This window comes from Thioalkalivibrio denitrificans, assembly GCF_002000365.1.
Classification (GTDB): Bacteria; Pseudomonadota; Gammaproteobacteria; order Ectothiorhodospirales; family Ectothiorhodospiraceae; genus Thioalkalivibrio_A; species Thioalkalivibrio_A denitrificans.
This window is the reverse complement of record NZ_MVBK01000033.1, coordinates 31,475-46,812: the sequence shown is the minus strand read 5'-3', so window position 1 is coordinate 46,812 and position 15,338 is coordinate 31,475. Positions and strand designations below refer to the sequence as shown.

At 64.5% G+C, this 15,338-nt stretch carries 16 protein-coding genes; 11 read left to right on the top strand and 5 right to left on the bottom strand.

Annotated elements, in window-relative coordinates; genetic code table 11:
* The first annotated feature begins 110 nt into the window (after positions 1 to 110).
* The 3 genes from B1C78_RS05705 (at position 111) to B1C78_RS05695 (ending at position 2,458) form a co-directional block, all read left to right on the top strand.
* Positions 111 to 902 carry a motility protein A gene (locus B1C78_RS05705; protein WP_077278187.1) on the top strand — a complete coding sequence of 264 codons (792 nt, stop codon included), beginning with the start codon at positions 111 to 113 and terminating at the stop codon, positions 900 to 902.
* Positions 862 to 1,701 (top strand): OmpA/MotB family protein, encoded by an 840-nt coding sequence (locus B1C78_RS05700; protein ID WP_077278186.1) that lies wholly within the window; start codon positions 862 to 864, stop codon positions 1,699 to 1,701. The genes B1C78_RS05705 and B1C78_RS05700 overlap by 41 nt, the downstream gene beginning before the upstream one ends.
* Before the next feature lie 151 nt (positions 1,702 to 1,852).
* A complete protein-coding gene (locus tag B1C78_RS05695) occupies positions 1,853 to 2,458 on the top strand; it encodes a DUF938 domain-containing protein (protein ID WP_077278185.1) in 606 nt (201 codons plus the stop codon).
* Positions 2,459 to 2,804: 346 nt separating this feature from the next.
* Here B1C78_RS05695 and B1C78_RS05690 read toward each other — a convergent pair whose 3' ends face one another.
* The 3 genes from B1C78_RS05690 to B1C78_RS05680 are packed head-to-tail and all read right to left on the bottom strand — an operon-like array spanning position 2,805 to position 4,598.
* A complete protein-coding gene (locus B1C78_RS05690) occupies positions 2,805 to 3,623 on the bottom strand; it encodes a peptidylprolyl isomerase (protein ID WP_077278184.1) in 819 nt (272 codons plus the stop codon).
* Between the two features lie 37 nt (positions 3,624 to 3,660).
* Positions 3,661 to 3,960, bottom strand: coding sequence for a YciI family protein (locus B1C78_RS05685; protein WP_077278183.1), 300 nt, complete (start codon positions 3,958 to 3,960; stop codon positions 3,661 to 3,663).
* Positions 3,960 to 4,598 (bottom strand): septation protein A, encoded by a 639-nt coding sequence (locus B1C78_RS05680; RefSeq protein ID WP_077278182.1) that lies wholly within the window; start codon positions 4,596 to 4,598, stop codon positions 3,960 to 3,962. Before B1C78_RS05680 ends, B1C78_RS05685 begins: the two co-directional genes overlap by 1 nt.
* Positions 4,599 to 4,725: 127 nt before the next feature.
* Between B1C78_RS05680 and B1C78_RS05675 the strand changes: the two genes are divergently transcribed.
* The 6 genes from B1C78_RS05675 (at position 4,726) to scpB (ending at position 10,511) form a co-directional block, all read left to right on the top strand.
* Positions 4,726 to 5,349: an L-threonylcarbamoyladenylate synthase gene (locus B1C78_RS05675; RefSeq protein WP_077278181.1), complete on the top strand. Its 624-nt coding sequence runs from the start codon at positions 4,726 to 4,728 to the stop codon at positions 5,347 to 5,349.
* Between the two features lie 73 nt (positions 5,350 to 5,422).
* A complete protein-coding gene (locus B1C78_RS05670; RefSeq protein WP_077278180.1) occupies positions 5,423 to 6,121 on the top strand; it encodes a site-2 protease family protein in 699 nt (232 codons plus the stop codon).
* A gap of 30 nt (positions 6,122 to 6,151) precedes the next feature.
* Entirely contained in the window at positions 6,152 to 7,528 is a 1,377-nt protein-coding gene (locus tag B1C78_RS05665; RefSeq protein WP_139349819.1) for a DUF945 family protein, read from the top strand.
* Positions 7,529 to 7,611: 83 nt separating this feature from the next.
* Positions 7,612 to 8,829 (top strand): tryptophan--tRNA ligase, encoded by a 1,218-nt coding sequence (locus tag B1C78_RS05660; protein WP_077278178.1) that lies wholly within the window; start codon positions 7,612 to 7,614, stop codon positions 8,827 to 8,829.
* The gene (locus B1C78_RS05655) at positions 8,826 to 9,689 is read left to right on the top strand and encodes a segregation and condensation protein A (protein ID WP_077278177.1); all 864 of its coding nucleotides are present in this window, start codon (positions 8,826 to 8,828) and stop codon (positions 9,687 to 9,689) included. Before B1C78_RS05660 ends, B1C78_RS05655 begins: the two co-directional genes overlap by 4 nt.
* A 120-nt stretch (positions 9,690 to 9,809) precedes the next feature.
* Complete coding sequence (gene scpB / locus B1C78_RS05650) at positions 9,810 to 10,511, top strand: SMC-Scp complex subunit ScpB (RefSeq protein ID WP_077278176.1); 702 nt, start codon at positions 9,810 to 9,812, stop codon at positions 10,509 to 10,511.
* A gap of 100 nt (positions 10,512 to 10,611) precedes the next feature.
* On the opposite strand, the gene moaB is transcribed toward scpB, so the two are convergent.
* Positions 10,612 to 11,160, bottom strand: coding sequence for a molybdenum cofactor biosynthesis protein B (moaB, locus tag B1C78_RS05645; protein WP_217698006.1), 549 nt, complete (start codon positions 11,158 to 11,160; stop codon positions 10,612 to 10,614).
* Positions 11,161 to 11,281: 121 nt separating this feature from the next.
* Here moaB and rluB point away from each other — a divergent pair, with 121 nt between their 5' ends.
* Together rluB and B1C78_RS05635 are read left to right on the top strand one after the other, a co-directional pair.
* Positions 11,282 to 12,088 carry a 23S rRNA pseudouridine(2605) synthase RluB gene (gene rluB, locus B1C78_RS05640; RefSeq protein WP_077278174.1) on the top strand — a complete coding sequence of 269 codons (807 nt, stop codon included), beginning with the start codon at positions 11,282 to 11,284 and terminating at the stop codon, positions 12,086 to 12,088.
* A 145-nt stretch (positions 12,089 to 12,233) separates the two neighbouring features.
* Complete coding sequence (locus B1C78_RS05635) at positions 12,234 to 12,902, top strand: endonuclease III domain-containing protein (protein WP_077278173.1); 669 nt, start codon at positions 12,234 to 12,236, stop codon at positions 12,900 to 12,902.
* 37 nt (positions 12,903 to 12,939) lie between these two features.
* Here the strand turns inward: B1C78_RS05635 and B1C78_RS05630 are convergent, their stop codons facing one another.
* Positions 12,940 to 15,321, bottom strand: a complete 2,382-nt coding sequence (locus tag B1C78_RS05630) for a serine/threonine protein kinase (protein ID WP_077278172.1) — start codon at positions 15,319 to 15,321, stop codon at positions 12,940 to 12,942.
* Between the last annotated feature and the right edge of the window lie 17 nt (positions 15,322 to 15,338).

The following is a 15,338-nucleotide window of genomic DNA, read 5'->3' as shown; positions in this document are numbered from 1 at the left end:
CCCCTAATACCTCTCCACAAAGCGTTCTCCCGACGAGAGGGGGAATCTGCACGACGCCCCATGCCTTTCTCCTCACGCCTCACGCGCCGCCGCGTGTAGACTGAATCACCATGAATCCCTCCACTGCACTCGGCATGATCGGCGGCGTTCTGCTGCTGGTGATCGTCCTGGCCGTCACGTCCCAGGATCTGTCGGTGTTCGTGAACCTGCCGGGCCTGGCCATCGTGCTGGGCGGGACGCTGGCGGCCACCCTGATGAGCTATCCGCTGCACGAGGTGCTGCACGTCTGGCGCGTCTTCATCGTGGTGCTGCGCAACGAGCGCTACTACTTCCGCGAGGACATGGACGAAATCGTCGACATGGCGCGGTTGTGGTTCAACGGCAACCTGGCGGCCGTGCAGCGCAAGCTGGACACCGTGCGCAATCCCTACCTGCGTACCGGCGTGCAGCTGGTGATCGACGATACCCCCATGGAGGACATCAGCGATCTGCTGCAATGGCGGTTGTCGCGCCTGCGGGCCAGGGAATTGGCTGAAGCCCAGGTGTTTCGATCCATGGCCACCTATGCACCTGCGTTCGGCATGCTGGGGACGTTGGTGGGGCTCATCAACATGCTGTTCGCCACCGAGACCCGCGACTTTCAGGTGATCGCCGTGAACCTCGGTGTGGCGCTCATCACCACGTTCTACGGCATCGTGCTGGCCAACCTCGTGTTCCGGCCCATCGCCATCAAGCTGGAGCGGCGTACCGAGGAGCGCGTGGTCCTGATGAACATGGTGCTGGAAGGCGTGACCCTGATGCGCAAGGGCCGTTCCCCGGCCTACATCCGGGAGACGCTGAAATCGTTCATGGAACATCACCATGACGAGATCCGCCAGGAGACGCCCGGTGCACCAGGATAGTCACCAAAGGAACGTCGACGCCGATGTCCTGGAGGCCGAGCTCGCCGCGGCACCCCATTATCCGCCGCCCTGGACGGTAGCGCCCCAGGGGCCCGGCGACGATGCCAGGCGGGAGGATGAGCATGCCTGGATCCTCACCTACCTGGACATGCTCACGCTGGTGCTGGTGCTGTTCGTGGTGTTGCTCGCCTACACGCGGCCGGAGGAGGACCAGGCGTGGCGCTGGGTGGACGGCTTCGGCATCGAACTGGGTTATCCGCACCGCCAGTCCATCGTCCCGCCTATCCTGGAAGAGGCGCCGGCCACCTATCCGGGGGAGGTGCCCATGGCCGAACCCCTGGCCCGGGAAGAGGCCGCCGTGTCGGCGCTGGAGGAGGCGCTCGGCAGGGAAGGGGGCCTCGACGGCGTGGAGGTCTTCAGCACCATCGGGCAGGTGGAACTGCGCATTCGCGAAGGTATCCTGTTCCCCAGTGGCAGTGCGGTGTTGCGCGCCGACGGCCGCGAGCTGCTGGAACGACTCATGCCCATCCTCTCGGCGGCGCACGGGCAGATCACGGTGGAGGGCCATACCGACAACGTGCCCATCGATACCCCCGTGTTTCCGTCCAACTGGGAGCTGTCCGCCGCCCGGGCCAGCGGGGTGGTACGCCAGTTGATCGCTCAGGGTCTCGAGCCGGAGCGCCTGCAGGCGGTGGGCTTCGCCGACACCCGCCCGGTGGCCGGCAACGACACCGCCGAGGGCCGCGCCGAAAACCGGCGCGTTTCCCTGGTGATCCAGACTGACCAGACGTCTCGCTGAGATGTGTTTCGGCTTGACTGGGCTGAGAACGCGGAGATCGCAGAGACGCAGAGGACGCAGAGATCTTGATTACAACCTCTTTGCGTCCTCTGCGTCTCTGCGATCTCCGCGTTGAAACACAAGAACCTTATCCAAGTCACAACAACACGTCATGCCCACTCATTTCGCCAAACCCTTTTCCGAGGCCTGCGAGCAGAACAAGGATCCGATCCTCGGGGTACTCGAACGCTATTTCACCGAACCCGGAACGATACTGGAGATCGGCAGCGGGACCGGGCAGCATGCGGTCTACTTCGCGGCGGCGCTTCCACACCTGCGGTGGCAACCCTCGGATGTGCCCGAGCATCTTCCGGGGATCCGCCTGTGGCTGGCGGAGGCGGCCTTGCCCAACGTGGCCGAGCCGCTGGAGCTGGACGTGCGCGCGTCATCGTGGCCGTTGAGCGAGGCCGACGGCATCTTCTCGGCCAACACGGCCCATATCATGCACTGGCCGGCGGTGGAGGCCATGTTCGCCGGGGTAGGGCGGGTACTCCGGCGCGGCGGTTGCTTCTGCCTGTATGGTCCGTTCAACGAAAACGGCAAATTCACCAGCGAGAGCAACGCGCGCTTTCACATGAGCCTGCAGATGCGCGACCCCGGCATGGGCATCCGCGACAAGGCCGACCTGGACCGACTTGCCACTGCCGCCGGACTCGAACGCATCGACGACGTGGTCATGCCCGTCAACAACTTCACGTTGGTATGGCGCAAGTGTTAGGCCTGTGCCGGGTTCGTGATAACCACGAAGCTCACGAAGGACACGAAGAAAGACAAAAAAATGTTCTCTCGCAAAGGCGCGAAGCCCGCCAAGAAAGGCTTTGAGATTCTTGAGAAGGGGTTTCTGAAGCTTGCGGTTTTCTTGGCGCGCTTCGCGGCTTCGCGAGAGTCATAACTGCGGACTCCCCATGCCGCGGAGATGCGGGTCAGTTGGGGATGGCGGGTATGGCCCGCCCTATGATCCGCTTTTCTTGGCGAGCTTGGCGGCCTTTGCGAGAGAAATATCCTTTCCTTCGTGCTCTTCGTGAGCTTCGTGGTTAAACCCAGCCGATGCCAACCCAAGGCACCTACCGGATCTCGATGTCGGCACGCTGGCGCAGGTCCTCGATGTTTTCCTGGATGATGCGGTTGTCGAGAATCTCCTCCAGGCGGCTCCGGACCGCCTCGAAGGGTGGCGGTTCGGCGGTGCGTGTGTCCTCCAGCAGGATCACGTGCCATCCGAAGTCGCTCTGTACGGGCTCGCGGGTGAAGGTGCCGGGTTCCAGGGCACGGACGGCATCGGAGAACTCGGACACCATCTGATTGGCCGTGAACCAACCCAGGTCTCCGCCCATGGGGCCCGACGGTCCCGTGGAATGCTCACGGGCCATCGCCTCGAAATCCGCGCCCTCCTCGAGTTCCCGGATCACGGCTTCGGCATCCTCCTCCGTGTCCAGGAGGATGTGACGGGCCTTGAACTCCTCACGATCAATGTCCCGCACCTGGCGGTCGTATTCCGCGCGCAGCTGCTCCTCGGTGTACTCCGGGCCCAGCCAGTCCTCCAGCAGTGCGCCGACCATCAGGTTGGTCTTGCTGCGTTCCACCTGGCGAAGGATTTCCGGATCGCGGTCCAGGCCGCGCTCCACGGCGGCCTGGCGCAAGAGTTCCAGACTGATCATTTCGTCAAGGACCTGTTCGCGCTGCAGGTCTTCCGCCGGGCGGGACATGCGCTGCAGGGCGAGAAACTCCTCGAACTCTTCCCGCGTGATGACCACGTCGTTGACGACGGCGACCGCATCCGCATCGCTGACCTGTGTGCGTGGTTCCTCGGCACGCTCGCAACCACCGAGCAGGGCGAGGACAACAAGGAGGGCGAATAGAGCGCGGCGGCGCGTGCTGGTGAACATGCAATGGTTTCCTTACGATCGAAAAATGGGGAGACGCTCAGGGCAGGACCTTGCGGAAGGGCCTGACCATGACCTCGGCATAGACACCGGCATCCACGTAGGGATCGGCATCCGCCCAGGCCCTGGCGTCGTCCAGGGAGTCGAACTCGGCCACGATCAGGCTGCCGGAGAAGCCGGCTGGGCCCGGATCCTCGCTGTCGATGGCCGGCAGCGGGCCCGCCAGTACGAGTCGGCCTTCGTCCCGTAACGACTCCAGTCGGGCCAGGTGGGCCGGACGGACCTGCTTGCGTTTCTCGAGGCTGTCCGGCGTGTCGTGTCCGAGGATGGCGTAGAGCATCAGGGCGAATCTCCGCTGGAGGTATGTTGATCCGGTTCGGTGTGGTGCATGGCCAGATAGGCCGCCTGGCCCAGGATGAAGACGATGGTCATGCCGAGCATGCCGAAGAGTTTGAAGTCGACCCAGAACGCCTCGCTGAAGGTGTAGGCAACGAACAGGTTGACGAGCCCCGAGACCACGAAGAACAGCACCCAGGCATGGTTGGTGATCGCCCATATTCGTTTCGGCACGTTCAGGGCATGGCCCATGAGCGACTCCACCAACGTGGCCCTGCCCAGCAGCGGTGGGGCCAGGAACACCGCAGCAAACAACCAGTTTACCAGAGTGGGTTTCCAGAGTATGAAGACCGGGTCGTGGAGCAGCAGCGTGGCCGCACCCAGGACCACGATCAGCAGACCCGTGAACAGCGGCATCGCTTCCAGCTTGCGCTTGATCGCGAAACCGCCGGCCAGCTGCAGCACCATCACCACCATCGCCACCGCCGTGGCCAGGTAAATAGCGTGACCAGCGTCGGCCGGATCCAGGGCCACGGGCAGCCACGCACTCACACCCAGCACCCAGTGATCGGGGATCGCCCCGTAAAACTTGTACGCCAGGAAGAAGAGAATGACCGGCAGCAGGTCGTAGAGGAGTTTCATCACTGAATAGTGTCGCAGAACAGATGTCAGATGTCAGATGTCAGATGTCAGATATCGGATGGCGCGTGCTGTTATGCTTCTGAAATCTGAAATCTGAAATCTGAAATCTGAAATCTGAAATCTGAAAATGACCCAGGTTCTCGAGATCCATCCGGTAAATCCCCAGGCTCGCCTGATTCGCCAGGTGGCGGATGTCGTGCGCGCCGGTGGGGTGATCGTCTATCCGACCGATTCGTGCTACGCCCTTGGATGCGCCATCGGCGACAAGGGGGCCATGGAGCGGATCCGGCGCATCCGCCAACTGGACGACACCCACCACCTGACGCTGGTCTGCCGCGACCTTTCGGAGATCTCCAACTACGCCAGGGTGGACAACACCGCCTACCGGCTGCTCAAGGCCTACACGCCGGGCCCCTACGCGTTCCTGCTGCGGGCCACCCACGAGGTGCCCCGGCGCCTCCAGCATGCCAAGCGCAAGACCATCGGCCTGCGCGTCCCGGACCACGCCATCACCCAGGCCCTGCTCGCGGATCTGGGGGAGCCGCTCATGAGCACCACGCTGCAGATGCCCGGGGACGACCTGCCCATGGCCGACCCCTACGAGATCGCCGAGCGCCTCCACGGCCGCGTGGACCTCGTCATCGACGGCGGTGCCTGCGGCGTCCAGCCCACCACGGTCATCGACATGGAGGCCGGGTACCCGCAGGTGATCAGGCGGGGGAAGGGGGACACCGCGGGTCTGGAGGCGTGACGCGGCCTCGGGCCTTCCGGAACGCCGTTACGCGAGGCCCGGGCCCGCAGGTATCAGGTATAATGTCCCCCGCATGGAAACCATCATTCAGAACATCGCCATCTGGGCGATTCCCGTTCTCTTCGCCATCACCCTGCACGAGGTCGCCCACGGTTGGGTGGCCCGCCTGCTGGGTGACACCACGGCTCAGATGCTGGGCCGGCTCACGGTCAATCCCCTGAAGCACATCGACCCGGTGGGCACGGTGCTGGTGCCCCTGGGGCTGCTGGTGATCACCATGGTCACACCGGGGCCGCCGTTCGTGTTCGGCTGGGCCAAGCCCGTGCCGGTCAACACCCGCAACCTGAAAAATCCCCAGCGCGACATGGCCATCGTCGCGGTGGCCGGCCCGCTGTCCAACCTGGTCATGGCCTTCTTCTGGGCGCTGATGATCAAGCTGGGCCTCGGGATGCTCGAGACATTCAGCTGGATGGCGGTGCCGCTGGTATTGATGGGTGCGGCGGGCGTGTTCATCAACCTGCTGCTCATGGTGCTCAACCTGCTGCCGGTGCCGCCCCTGGACGGCGGGCGGGTCGTCTCCGGTCTGCTTCCGCCGCGCATGTCCGACACCTATGACCGGCTGGAACCCTACGGGCTGTTCATCATTCTCGGCCTGCTGTTCACCGGACTGCTGTGGACGATCCTGCGACCGTTTCTCGGTTTCTTCATTGATCTGATCGGCACGGTGTTCGGTCTGCCAGGCAACTTCCTGGCCCCGCTGTTCGCAGGCTGAAGTCCTGTTCCAAGGGAGTGTGTGGACATCATGAACGGAAGACGACTCCTGCTTGTGTTGATACTCCTGGTGGCGGTCGCGGTCCCGGCATGGCCCGCTTGGCTGGGTTGGCAGGCCGATCGCCAGCTTTCGGCGTACGAGGGCGGTCGTGCCGGCGAAATGACGCTTGCGCACCGGCTGGAATCCTTCGACCGCGGGTGGATGGAGTCCACGGCGCTCAGCCGGGTGCGCCTGAGCACGGGCGCCGAGGCGGTGGAGTTCGACGTGCGCCATCGGATCAGTCACGGCTTTGGCGCCGTGGTGGTGGAATCCATACCCCTCATCCCCCCGGAACTGGAGGCCCTCTTGGCGGAGGCCTTCGGTGAGGCTGCACCCCTCACGGTCACGACCCGGCTTGGCGCACGCGGGGACAGCGCCGATATCGGGTTGCACTCCCCGTCGTTCGTCATGACGCTCCCGGACGACCCCGACCTGCGGGTGCGTTCGGCAGGCCTGGAAGGCGAGTTTCGCGTTGAAGGCCACCGGCTGCGCGGCCAGCTGAATGTGCCCGAACTGGTGCTTGAGGATCCGGAGAGCACGCTGGTCGTTACAGGGCAGGTGCTGGAACTGGACCTCTCGGATCCGTCCAGCCGGGTCGCCGATGGCTGGCTGGAGTACCGGCTGGATGCACTGGACCTGGCGGACGGCGACACGGAACCTGTGCGCATGGAGCGTGTACGTGTGCGTTCCGTGCAAACCCGGCAGGGGGATTTTGTGGATCTGAGCCTCCAGTCCGGTTTTGGCGCCATGCAGGCCGCAGGGTGGGAAGCCACGCAGGGCGAGATGCACCTGCGGCTGGGTCCCTTGCACGCGGCCCGTTACGAGGCCCTGCTGCTGGAACTGGAGCGCTTGCAGGCACGAACCGAAGAGGGATTCCCGGACCGGGGACCGGGGGCCGTGCTGCTGGAGCATCTGCCCGGGCTGTTGGCCCATTCACCGGAACTGCGCCTGGATCCCCTGCGTGCGCAGATGTCTCGGGGCACGGTGGAACTGGCCCTGGGCGCCGGGTTTGACGGACGGGACATGGAGCCGGACACGTTGGACCTGGTGGAGCGTCTGCGGCTGAGCGGGCGCATCCAGGCCACCCGGGCACTGGCCGAGGAACTGGCCGGCCTCATCAGCCTGCAGACCATGGGCGGCGAGGCCGGTGCCAACGTGGATCCGGAGGCGCGCCGACTGCTGGCAATGCCCCTGGGGCGCGGTGTCCTGAAGGGCCTGGCGGAAGAGGGCTATGTCCGGGAAGAGGGGGACGGCTATCGCACGGACCTGAGCATCGAGGAGGGCCGCCTGCTCATCAACGGCGAGGATCGCAGCGAATGGCTGTTGCTGCTGCTGACGGGCCTGTTCATACCCGGTGGGTTCAACTGAGCCGCCCGAGCCACCATAATGTCGCCTTCCCCTGAGCATCGGCCTCCCGCCGATCCCATGACCCACAGCCAACAGGAGCAGCCTTGAGTTCCCTTCCTGCGCAGAACCAGCGCGTTGTGTCCGGCATGCGGCCCACGGGGCGCCTCCATCTGGGGCACTATCACGGCGTCCTGAAGAACTGGGTGGAACTGCAGCATGCCTATGAGTGCATGTTCTTCGTTGCGGACTGGCATGCCCTGACGACCCATTACGAGGATCCGCGGGTGCTCGGGGAGAGCGTGTGGGACATGGTGGTGGACTGGCTCGCGGCGGGTGTCAGCCCCGGCGCGGCCAAGCTATTCATTCAGTCGCGGGTCCCCGAGCACGCGGAACTCCACCTGCTCCTGTCCATGATCACGCCCCTGGGCTGGCTCGAGCGCGTACCCAGCTACAAGGACCAGCAGGAACGGCTGCGCGAAATGGACCTGGCCACCTATGGCTTCCTGGGTTATCCCTTGTTGCAGGGCGCAGACGTGCTGATCTACAAGGCAGGCCTGGTGCCCGTGGGCGAGGATCAGGTGGCCCACATCGAGATGACCCGGGAGATCGCCCGGCGCTTCAATCATCTCTATGGACGGGAGCCCGGCTTCGAGGAGAAGGCCGAGGCCGCCGTGGACAAGATGGGCAAGAAGAACGCCCGTCTCTACCGGGACCTTCGCCGCCGCTACCAGGAACAGGGAGACGATCAGGCCCTGGACGTGGCCCGCGCCATGCTGGAAACCCAGCAGAACATCTCCCTGGGCGACCGGGAGCGGCTGTTCGGTTACCTGGAAGGTTCCGGCAAGATCATCCTGCCCGAGCCGCAGGCCCTCCTGACCAGGACCGCCAAGATGCCGGGCCTGGACGGCCAGAAGATGTCCAAGTCCTACAACAACACCATCGCGCTGAGGGAGGACCCGGCGGAGGTGGAAAAGAAGATCCGCACCATGCCCACCGACCCGGCGCGGGTGCGCCGCACCGATCCGGGGGAGCCGGAAAAATGCCCGGTGTGGCCACTGCACCAGGTCTATTCGGACGACAGCACCTGCCAGTGGGTTCAGGAGGGTTGCCGGACCGCGGGTATCGGCTGCCTGGAATGCAAGCAGCCGATCGTCGACGCTGTCCGCGCCGAACTGCGGCCGATCCAGGAGCGCGCCCGGGAATACGAGGCCGATCCCACCGCGGTACGCACCATCGTCAACGAGGGTTGCGAGGCGGCCCGCGACATGGCCCGGGACACCCTGGATGAGGTGCGCCGCGCCATGGGGCTGGCCTACCGATGAGCACCGAGATTCACGGACCGCCCCCGAACGCCCATGCCCAGGAGGAGATGCCGTTTGCCATCGTGCGCGGCGAGCCCCTGAGCATGCCCCCGAAGGACCTCTACATCCCCCCGGATGCCCTGGAGGTGTTTCTGGAGGCCTTCGAGGGTCCGCTGGACCTGCTCCTGTATCTGATCAAGCGGCAGAACCTGGATATCCTCGACATCCCCATTGCCGAGATCACGCGGCAATACATGGGCTACATCGATCTCATGAAGGATCTGCGCCTGGAGCTGGCCGCGGAATACCTGGTCATGGCGGCCATGCTGGCGGAGATCAAGTCCCGGATGCTGCTGCCGCGCCCGGCATCCGCGGACGAGGAGGAGGATCCCCGCGCCGAGCTGGTACGTCGCCTGCAGGAGTATGAACGCTTCAAGAAGGCTGCCCTGGACATCGACGCGCTGCCCCGGGTAGAGCGGGATATCTTCCCCGTGGCGGCCGAACCGCCGCCCATGGAGCGCAAGCCGAAGTTGCCGGACGTGGAGCTCACGGAACTGCTGCTGGCCTTCCGGGAAGTCCTCCGCCGTGCCGAGATGTTCAGCCACCATCACATCCAGCGCGAACCCCTGTCGGTGCGCGAACGCATGTCCCAGGTGCTGGAGGCGCTGAACGAAGCCCCCTTTGTGGAGTTCCAGAAACTGTTCACCCCGGAGGAGGGACGTCGGGGCGTGGTGGTCACCTTTCTGGCCGTTCTGGAAATGCTCAAGGGCCACCTGATCGACCTGGTTCAGCAGGAGCCCTATGCGCCGATCTATGTCAGCCTCGCGGGCAAGGCGCCAGATGACGAGCTTTACGAAAATATATTGGAAACAGACTTTTAATGAATTAAGTTCGCGTCCGGTGTTAGCGTGGAACAGTTCTGGAGAGGGCAGAAAAGGAAGCTTTATAGATAGTCTGACAGTTTAGAAATATCTCATAACTTATTGGGCAAGAATGGTTTTATGGATCCGGATCTGCTGAAGAGAATCATAGAAGGGGCCCTGCTGGCTGCCAACCGACCCCTGTCCATCGATCAGCTGGAACGGCTGTTCGACGGCGATCAACACCCCGAGCGTGCCGCCATTCGGGCAGCCCTGAAGGCACTGGGTGAAGACTGCGAATCGCGGGGCTACGAACTCAAGGAGGTGGCCAGCGGTTATCGCTTCCAGGTGCGGGAGACGGTGGCGCCCTGGGTGTCCCGGCTCTGGGAGGAGAAGCCGCCGCGCTACACCCGCGCCCTGCTGGAGACGCTGGCGCTGATCGCCTACCGTCAGCCCATCACCCGGGCCGAGATCGAGGAGATCCGGGGGGTGGCCGTCAGCACCCATATCGTGCGCACACTATCGGAGCGGGAGTGGATCCGCGTGGTGGGCCACCGGGACGTACCCGGGCGACCCGCCCTGTTCGGCACCACGCGCCAGTTCCTGGACTACTTCAATCTCCAGTCCCTGGACGACCTGCCCACCCTGGCCGAGTTGCGCGACCTGGACAAGATGCACCCCGAGCTGGACTTCAATGGCCCGGACGAGGGCGACTCATCGGCGCCGGAGGCGGCTGAGGAAGACTCGCTTCCCGCCGCGGAGACCGACGAAGCGGGCGAGGGCGAGGCGTCAGACACCGTGGTGGAGTTGCCGCGAACGCCGGACGGCCGCACGCTGCAGTGAGGCTCGAGGTTCAAGATTCAATATTCAAGATTCAAGATTCAAGTGATGAGAGGTATCGATCGCGTCTTGTCTCTGGTCACTTGCCACTTGGATCTGCGCTTTATTTTTCGTTGAGGCGCGGCATGAGCATGACGAGGTTGCAGGGCATGTGGCGGTTGTCGAGCTGCTCGCGGATGAGCGATTCCCAGCCCGTCCGGCAGGCGCCCGACGAACCCGGCAGGCAGAAGATGAAGGTGGCATTGGCCACGCCAGCCACGGCCCGGGACTGAAGGCTGGAGGTGCGGATCTCCTGGAAGGAGATGGCCCGGAAGAGTTCCCCGAAACCTTCGATCTCCTTGTCCAGCAGCGGCGCCACCGCCTCGGGTGTGCCGTCGCGGCCGGTGATGCCGGTGCCGCCGGTGGTGATCACGGCGTGGACATCCGGATCGGCAATCCAGCGGCTGACCTCGGCCCGGATCCGGTAGATGTCGTCGGGCACGATCCTTTTTTCCGCCACCCGGTGCCCCGTCTCCTCGACGGCCTTCGCCAGGTAGCCGCCGGAGGTGTCGTCGGCCTCGGTGCGGGTGTCGGACACGGTCAGGACTGCGATGTTGAGCGGGATGAAGGCGCGGGTTTCGGACATGGAGGGCTCCGGACTGTGAGAAGGCATTGTAGCGGATGATTTCGTATTCAAGATTCAAAATTCAAGATTCAAAGTTCAGGGGGACACACCGGGTTTCCTTTGAATCTTGAATTTTGAATTTTGAATCCTGATTGCCGGGAGGCGAATCATGGCTGAAAGATTGCAAAAACTCCTCGCCCGCCTCGGCCACGGGTCCCGCCGCGAGATCGAACGCTGGATCGAACAGGGGCTGGTGACCGTCAACGGGCGGGTCGCCACCCTGGGCGACCAGGCCGGTCCGGACGACAAGGTGGCCGTCCGCGGGAAGGCGGTGCCGCTGAAGGCGGAACCCAAACCCCGTGTCATCGCCTATCACAAGCCCGACGGCGAACTCACGACCCGCAAGGACCCGGAAGGACGGCCCACGGTATTCGACCATCTGCCGCGGTTGCGCAACGGACGCTGGATTGCGGTGGGGCGGCTCGATTACAACACCTCGGGCCTGCTGCTGTTCACCACCGACGGCGAACTGGCGGCGAAGCTCATGCATCCCTCCACCGAGGTGGAGCGCGAATATGCGGTGCGTATCCTCGGCGAGGTGCCGCCCGAAGCCCTGCGCCAGCTCACCACGGGCGTGGAACTGGAGGATGGGCCCGCGCGTTTCGAGACCCTGCGGGATGCCGGCGGAGCCGGCGCCAACCACTGGTACCACGTGACACTGCGGGAAGGGCGCAACCGTGAGGTGCGCCGCCTGTGGGAGGCCGTGGGGCTTACGGTGAGTCGTCTCACCCGTGTGCGCTATGGCCCCGTGGCGCTGGGACGCGCCCTGCGCGCCGGACGCTGGCGCGACCTGGAACCCGCCGAGATGGGCGCCCTGTATGCCGCCGCCGGTCTCTCCTGGACTCCGCCCAAGGTCCGCCGTGAGGACCGGCGCCCGCCCAAGCCGCCGCGCACGGCCCGTCGTCCCAGGAAGTAAGGACTTCTCTTGCCACAGAGGTCACAGAGGTCACAGAGAAGCGGGATCTCGACGTGGATCGGGCTGATAAGCCCGACCTACGATTCCAGTGCGCCCTTGGTTTCTCTGTGACCTCTGTGACCTCTGTGGCCAATCTGCTTTTCGCATGAACAAACAGCGTCTGCATGAGATCTTCCGCAGCCTCTACAAGACCCACGGTCCCCAGCACTGGTGGCCGGCGAGGGATCGGTTCGAGGTGATGGTGGGGGCGGTGCTCACGCAGAACACCGCGTGGGTGAACGTGGAGCGGGCCATCGAGGCGCTGGAGCGGGCAGGGGCGCTGGATCCGCACGCTATACTGGACCTGTCCGATGCCCGGCTCGCGCGCCTGATCCGGCCTTCGGGTTACTTCAACGTGAAGGCCGCGCGACTCAAGTCCCTGTGCCGATGGTACGTGGCAAAGGGCGGATGGCAGAAGCTGCGGCACTGGCCCACGGGGCGCCTGCGTGAGGCCCTGCTGTCGGTGCACGGCATCGGTCCCGAGACCGCCGACGACATCATCCTGTACGCCTTCGAACGCCCCGTGTTCGTGGTGGACGCCTACACGCGCCGCCTGCTGGGCCGTCTGGGACATACCCGCGCGCAGGCACCCTATGACGACCTGAGAACCGCCATCGAGACCGCCCTGGGTCCCGACACGACCCTCTACAACGAGTACCACGCCCTGATCGTCACCCACGCCAAACACGTGTGCCGCCCAAAACCCTTGTGCGGGCAATGCGAACTCAAGCGAGGGTGTGCGTTTCAAAAGGGCAAAGGTTCATCCGACTTCTGAACGTTTCGAGCATAATCCTGATTCGGACGGCTCCTATTCATCCTTCATCCTTCATCCTTCCCAAACTCCCCCGTGCTTCCCGGATCGCCAGCGCCGTCTGATTGCGCAGGGCCTTGACGGCGTTGACCACCTTGTCGTCCAGCACCTGGCTGCCGCGCAACTCCAGGTACAGCATGCCGATGCTGCGATCGCGGATCAGCAGGGGCAGCAACAGGAAACTCCGGGCGTCGAGCACGTCGCTGAAATCCTTCGGGATATACTTGCTGATCTTCGCGTCGCGGCTGTCGGTGATCACCAGGTCCTTGCCCTGGTGCATGACCAGAGAGAGGATGTCGCGTCCGCCCGTGATGTTCAGTCGCAAGCGACCCGCCAGTGTCTCGGCGTCGTGGCCGAAGGCAGTGTGCGCGACCAGCGTGGTGCGCTCGGCGTCGGAGAGCATCAGCAGGATCCGGCGCAGGTTCAGCGTGCGGTAGACGTTCTCCAGGGCGGACTGAAGGAGGGCATTGAGCTCGAAATCGCCCACCATGGCACCGAGCATCTCGGTCAGACCCTCCATGAGGGTGGCCACCTGCTGCTCCGGGTTCTGCACGGGTTGTTCCGTCGCGGTCGGCGTCTCCGCTTCGTCGATCATCCCCACCACGGTGTCGTCATCCACCTGGCCGACACCCAGATTCGCCTGAAGCCGGATCAGTTGAGCCTGGCCCTCCTTTGGCAGCTTCACCACGCTCAGGAACCGTTCCAGATCCTCCCGTGCGTCCTGCATGACCTTGCGGGTGCGCCTGGAATCGATGGAAAGCGCCTGCTTGTAGCGTTTCTGCAGGGCGGCCAGACGGGCGTCCTGCAGATCCGGATTGGCCTGCATGATCGTTTGGGCCATCTCGGAGGCCAGGGTGGTGATGCGGTGCAGTTTGCGGGCAGGATCAGGCGCCGCCGGCAGTGTGCCCGCCGGCGCCCGTTCCACGGCCGTCACGATCTCCCTGGGGAAGTTCCAGTCCTCGAGCACGGTGCGTGCGAGCCGTTCATAGGAAACGCCCAGGACCTGCTTCGCCGCGGTGTCCTGCGCCACGTCCTGCTCGGTGAGGATGCGAATCTCGTCCGCTTCCTCGGGAAAGTAGTACAACACCAGCATCCGGCCCAGATCGTGGAACAGCGTGCACACGAAGGCCTGCTCGCTGTCCACTTCGCGCAGATCCCTGGCAAGATTGCGCGCCAGCATGGCGCTGAACAGGCTGCCGAGCAGGGCCTCCATGAGGCGGCTGGAGTGTCGGCCGCTCTTGAGGTTTTCAAACAGCACCAGCCCGAGGGCGGTGGTGCGCACCTGTTCGAAACCCAGCACCACGATGGCGCGCGACACCGTGTGGATGTTGCCTCCGAAATTGCCGTAGTAGGAGGAGTTGGCAAGACGCAGGAGCTTCTGGGTGGTGGCGTAGTCCTTCAGCACCGCGTTGGAGAGTTCGCCCACGGAACGCCGGGAGGCGTCACCGGAGCATTGCGTGATCTCCCGGATGTGGCTCGAAATGCCGGGGAAGTCCGGCTTCCTGCGGATGCGCCGCATGACGAAGTCCAGGGAACCGCCGCCATTGCCGTCGCCGCCGGTATGGACGGCCTCGGCGAAGGCCTCGCGGAACTCCACGGCGCTGGCGAAGCGTTCGTCCGGCGCCTTGCGCGTGGCGCGCAGGATCAGGGCATCAAAGCGCTCGTCCCCACCGTCGCATACCAGTGATGGCGGTTTCAGTTCACGCGCGGTGACCTGTTCAAGGACCTCTTGGGTAGTACTGCCGTCGAACGCCTTTCGGCCGGTGAGCATCTCGTAGAGCAGAACACCAAGGGCGAACACGTCGGCGCGTTCGGTCACCGGGCGGCCGTCCAGCTGCTCCGGCGACAGATAGCGGGGCGTGCCCCACAGGCGGTTGGCTTCGCTGACCGCTTCCACCGGCATGGCGATGCCGAAATCGGCGATGCGCGCCCGGCCGTCACTGCCGATCAGTACATTGGCGGGTTTCAGGTCCCGGTGCAGGATGTGCTGTTCATGGGCGGCCGCCACGGCGTCCAGCACATCACGCATGACCGCCAGTGCCCGCTCGATGGGCAACGGTCCGCGTTCCAGCAGTTGGGCGAGCGTATCGCCCTCCACGTATTCGAACACCAGGTAGACGCCGTGCTCATAATGCCCGGCCTCATAGATGGGAACGATGTGCGGATGCTTGAAGCGACTGACGATGCGCGCTTCGTTCATGAGCGCTTCCTGCGCCGCCGCGTCGCTGAGCGGTTCGTCCGTGAAGGTCTTGATGGCCACGCGGCGGTCCAGCACCGGATCGTGGGCCAGGTAGACCGCGCCTTGCGCGCCCGTCCCGAGTAGCCGAAGTACCCGAAAGCGTTCAATGGACGGGGGGATCGGCCTCTCCGCTGTGTCGATCATGGCGCAAGATTACCGGG

Coding starts and splice junctions, on each gene's coding strand:
- moaB (WP_217698006.1), bottom strand. CDS start 11,160: ATGCCTTCTCACAGTCCGGAGCCCTCCATGTCCGAAACCCGCGCCTTC.
- B1C78_RS05680 (WP_077278182.1), bottom strand. CDS start 4,598: ATGAAACTCCTCTACGACCTGCTGCCGGTCATTCTCTTCTTCCTGGCG.
- B1C78_RS05675 (WP_077278181.1), top strand. CDS start 4,726: ATGACCCAGGTTCTCGAGATCCATCCGGTAAATCCCCAGGCTCGCCTG.
- B1C78_RS05635 (WP_077278173.1), top strand. CDS start 12,234: ATGAACAAACAGCGTCTGCATGAGATCTTCCGCAGCCTCTACAAGACC.
- B1C78_RS05665 (WP_139349819.1), top strand. CDS start 6,152: ATGAACGGAAGACGACTCCTGCTTGTGTTGATACTCCTGGTGGCGGTC.
- B1C78_RS05705 (WP_077278187.1), top strand. CDS start 111: ATGAATCCCTCCACTGCACTCGGCATGATCGGCGGCGTTCTGCTGCTG.
- B1C78_RS05695 (WP_077278185.1), top strand. CDS start 1,853: ATGCCCACTCATTTCGCCAAACCCTTTTCCGAGGCCTGCGAGCAGAAC.
- B1C78_RS05630 (WP_077278172.1), bottom strand. CDS start 15,321: ATGATCGACACAGCGGAGAGGCCGATCCCCCCGTCCATTGAACGCTTT.
- B1C78_RS05685 (WP_077278183.1), bottom strand. CDS start 3,960: ATGCTCTACGCCATCCTCGGACACGACACGCCGGACAGCCTCGAGAAA.
- B1C78_RS05690 (WP_077278184.1), bottom strand. CDS start 3,623: ATGTTCACCAGCACGCGCCGCCGCGCTCTATTCGCCCTCCTTGTTGTC.
- B1C78_RS05670 (WP_077278180.1), top strand. CDS start 5,423: ATGGAAACCATCATTCAGAACATCGCCATCTGGGCGATTCCCGTTCTC.
- B1C78_RS05700 (WP_077278186.1), top strand. CDS start 862: ATGACGAGATCCGCCAGGAGACGCCCGGTGCACCAGGATAGTCACCAA.
- B1C78_RS05655 (WP_077278177.1), top strand. CDS start 8,826: ATGAGCACCGAGATTCACGGACCGCCCCCGAACGCCCATGCCCAGGAG.
- scpB (WP_077278176.1), top strand. CDS start 9,810: ATGGATCCGGATCTGCTGAAGAGAATCATAGAAGGGGCCCTGCTGGCT.
- rluB (WP_077278174.1), top strand. CDS start 11,282: ATGGCTGAAAGATTGCAAAAACTCCTCGCCCGCCTCGGCCACGGGTCC.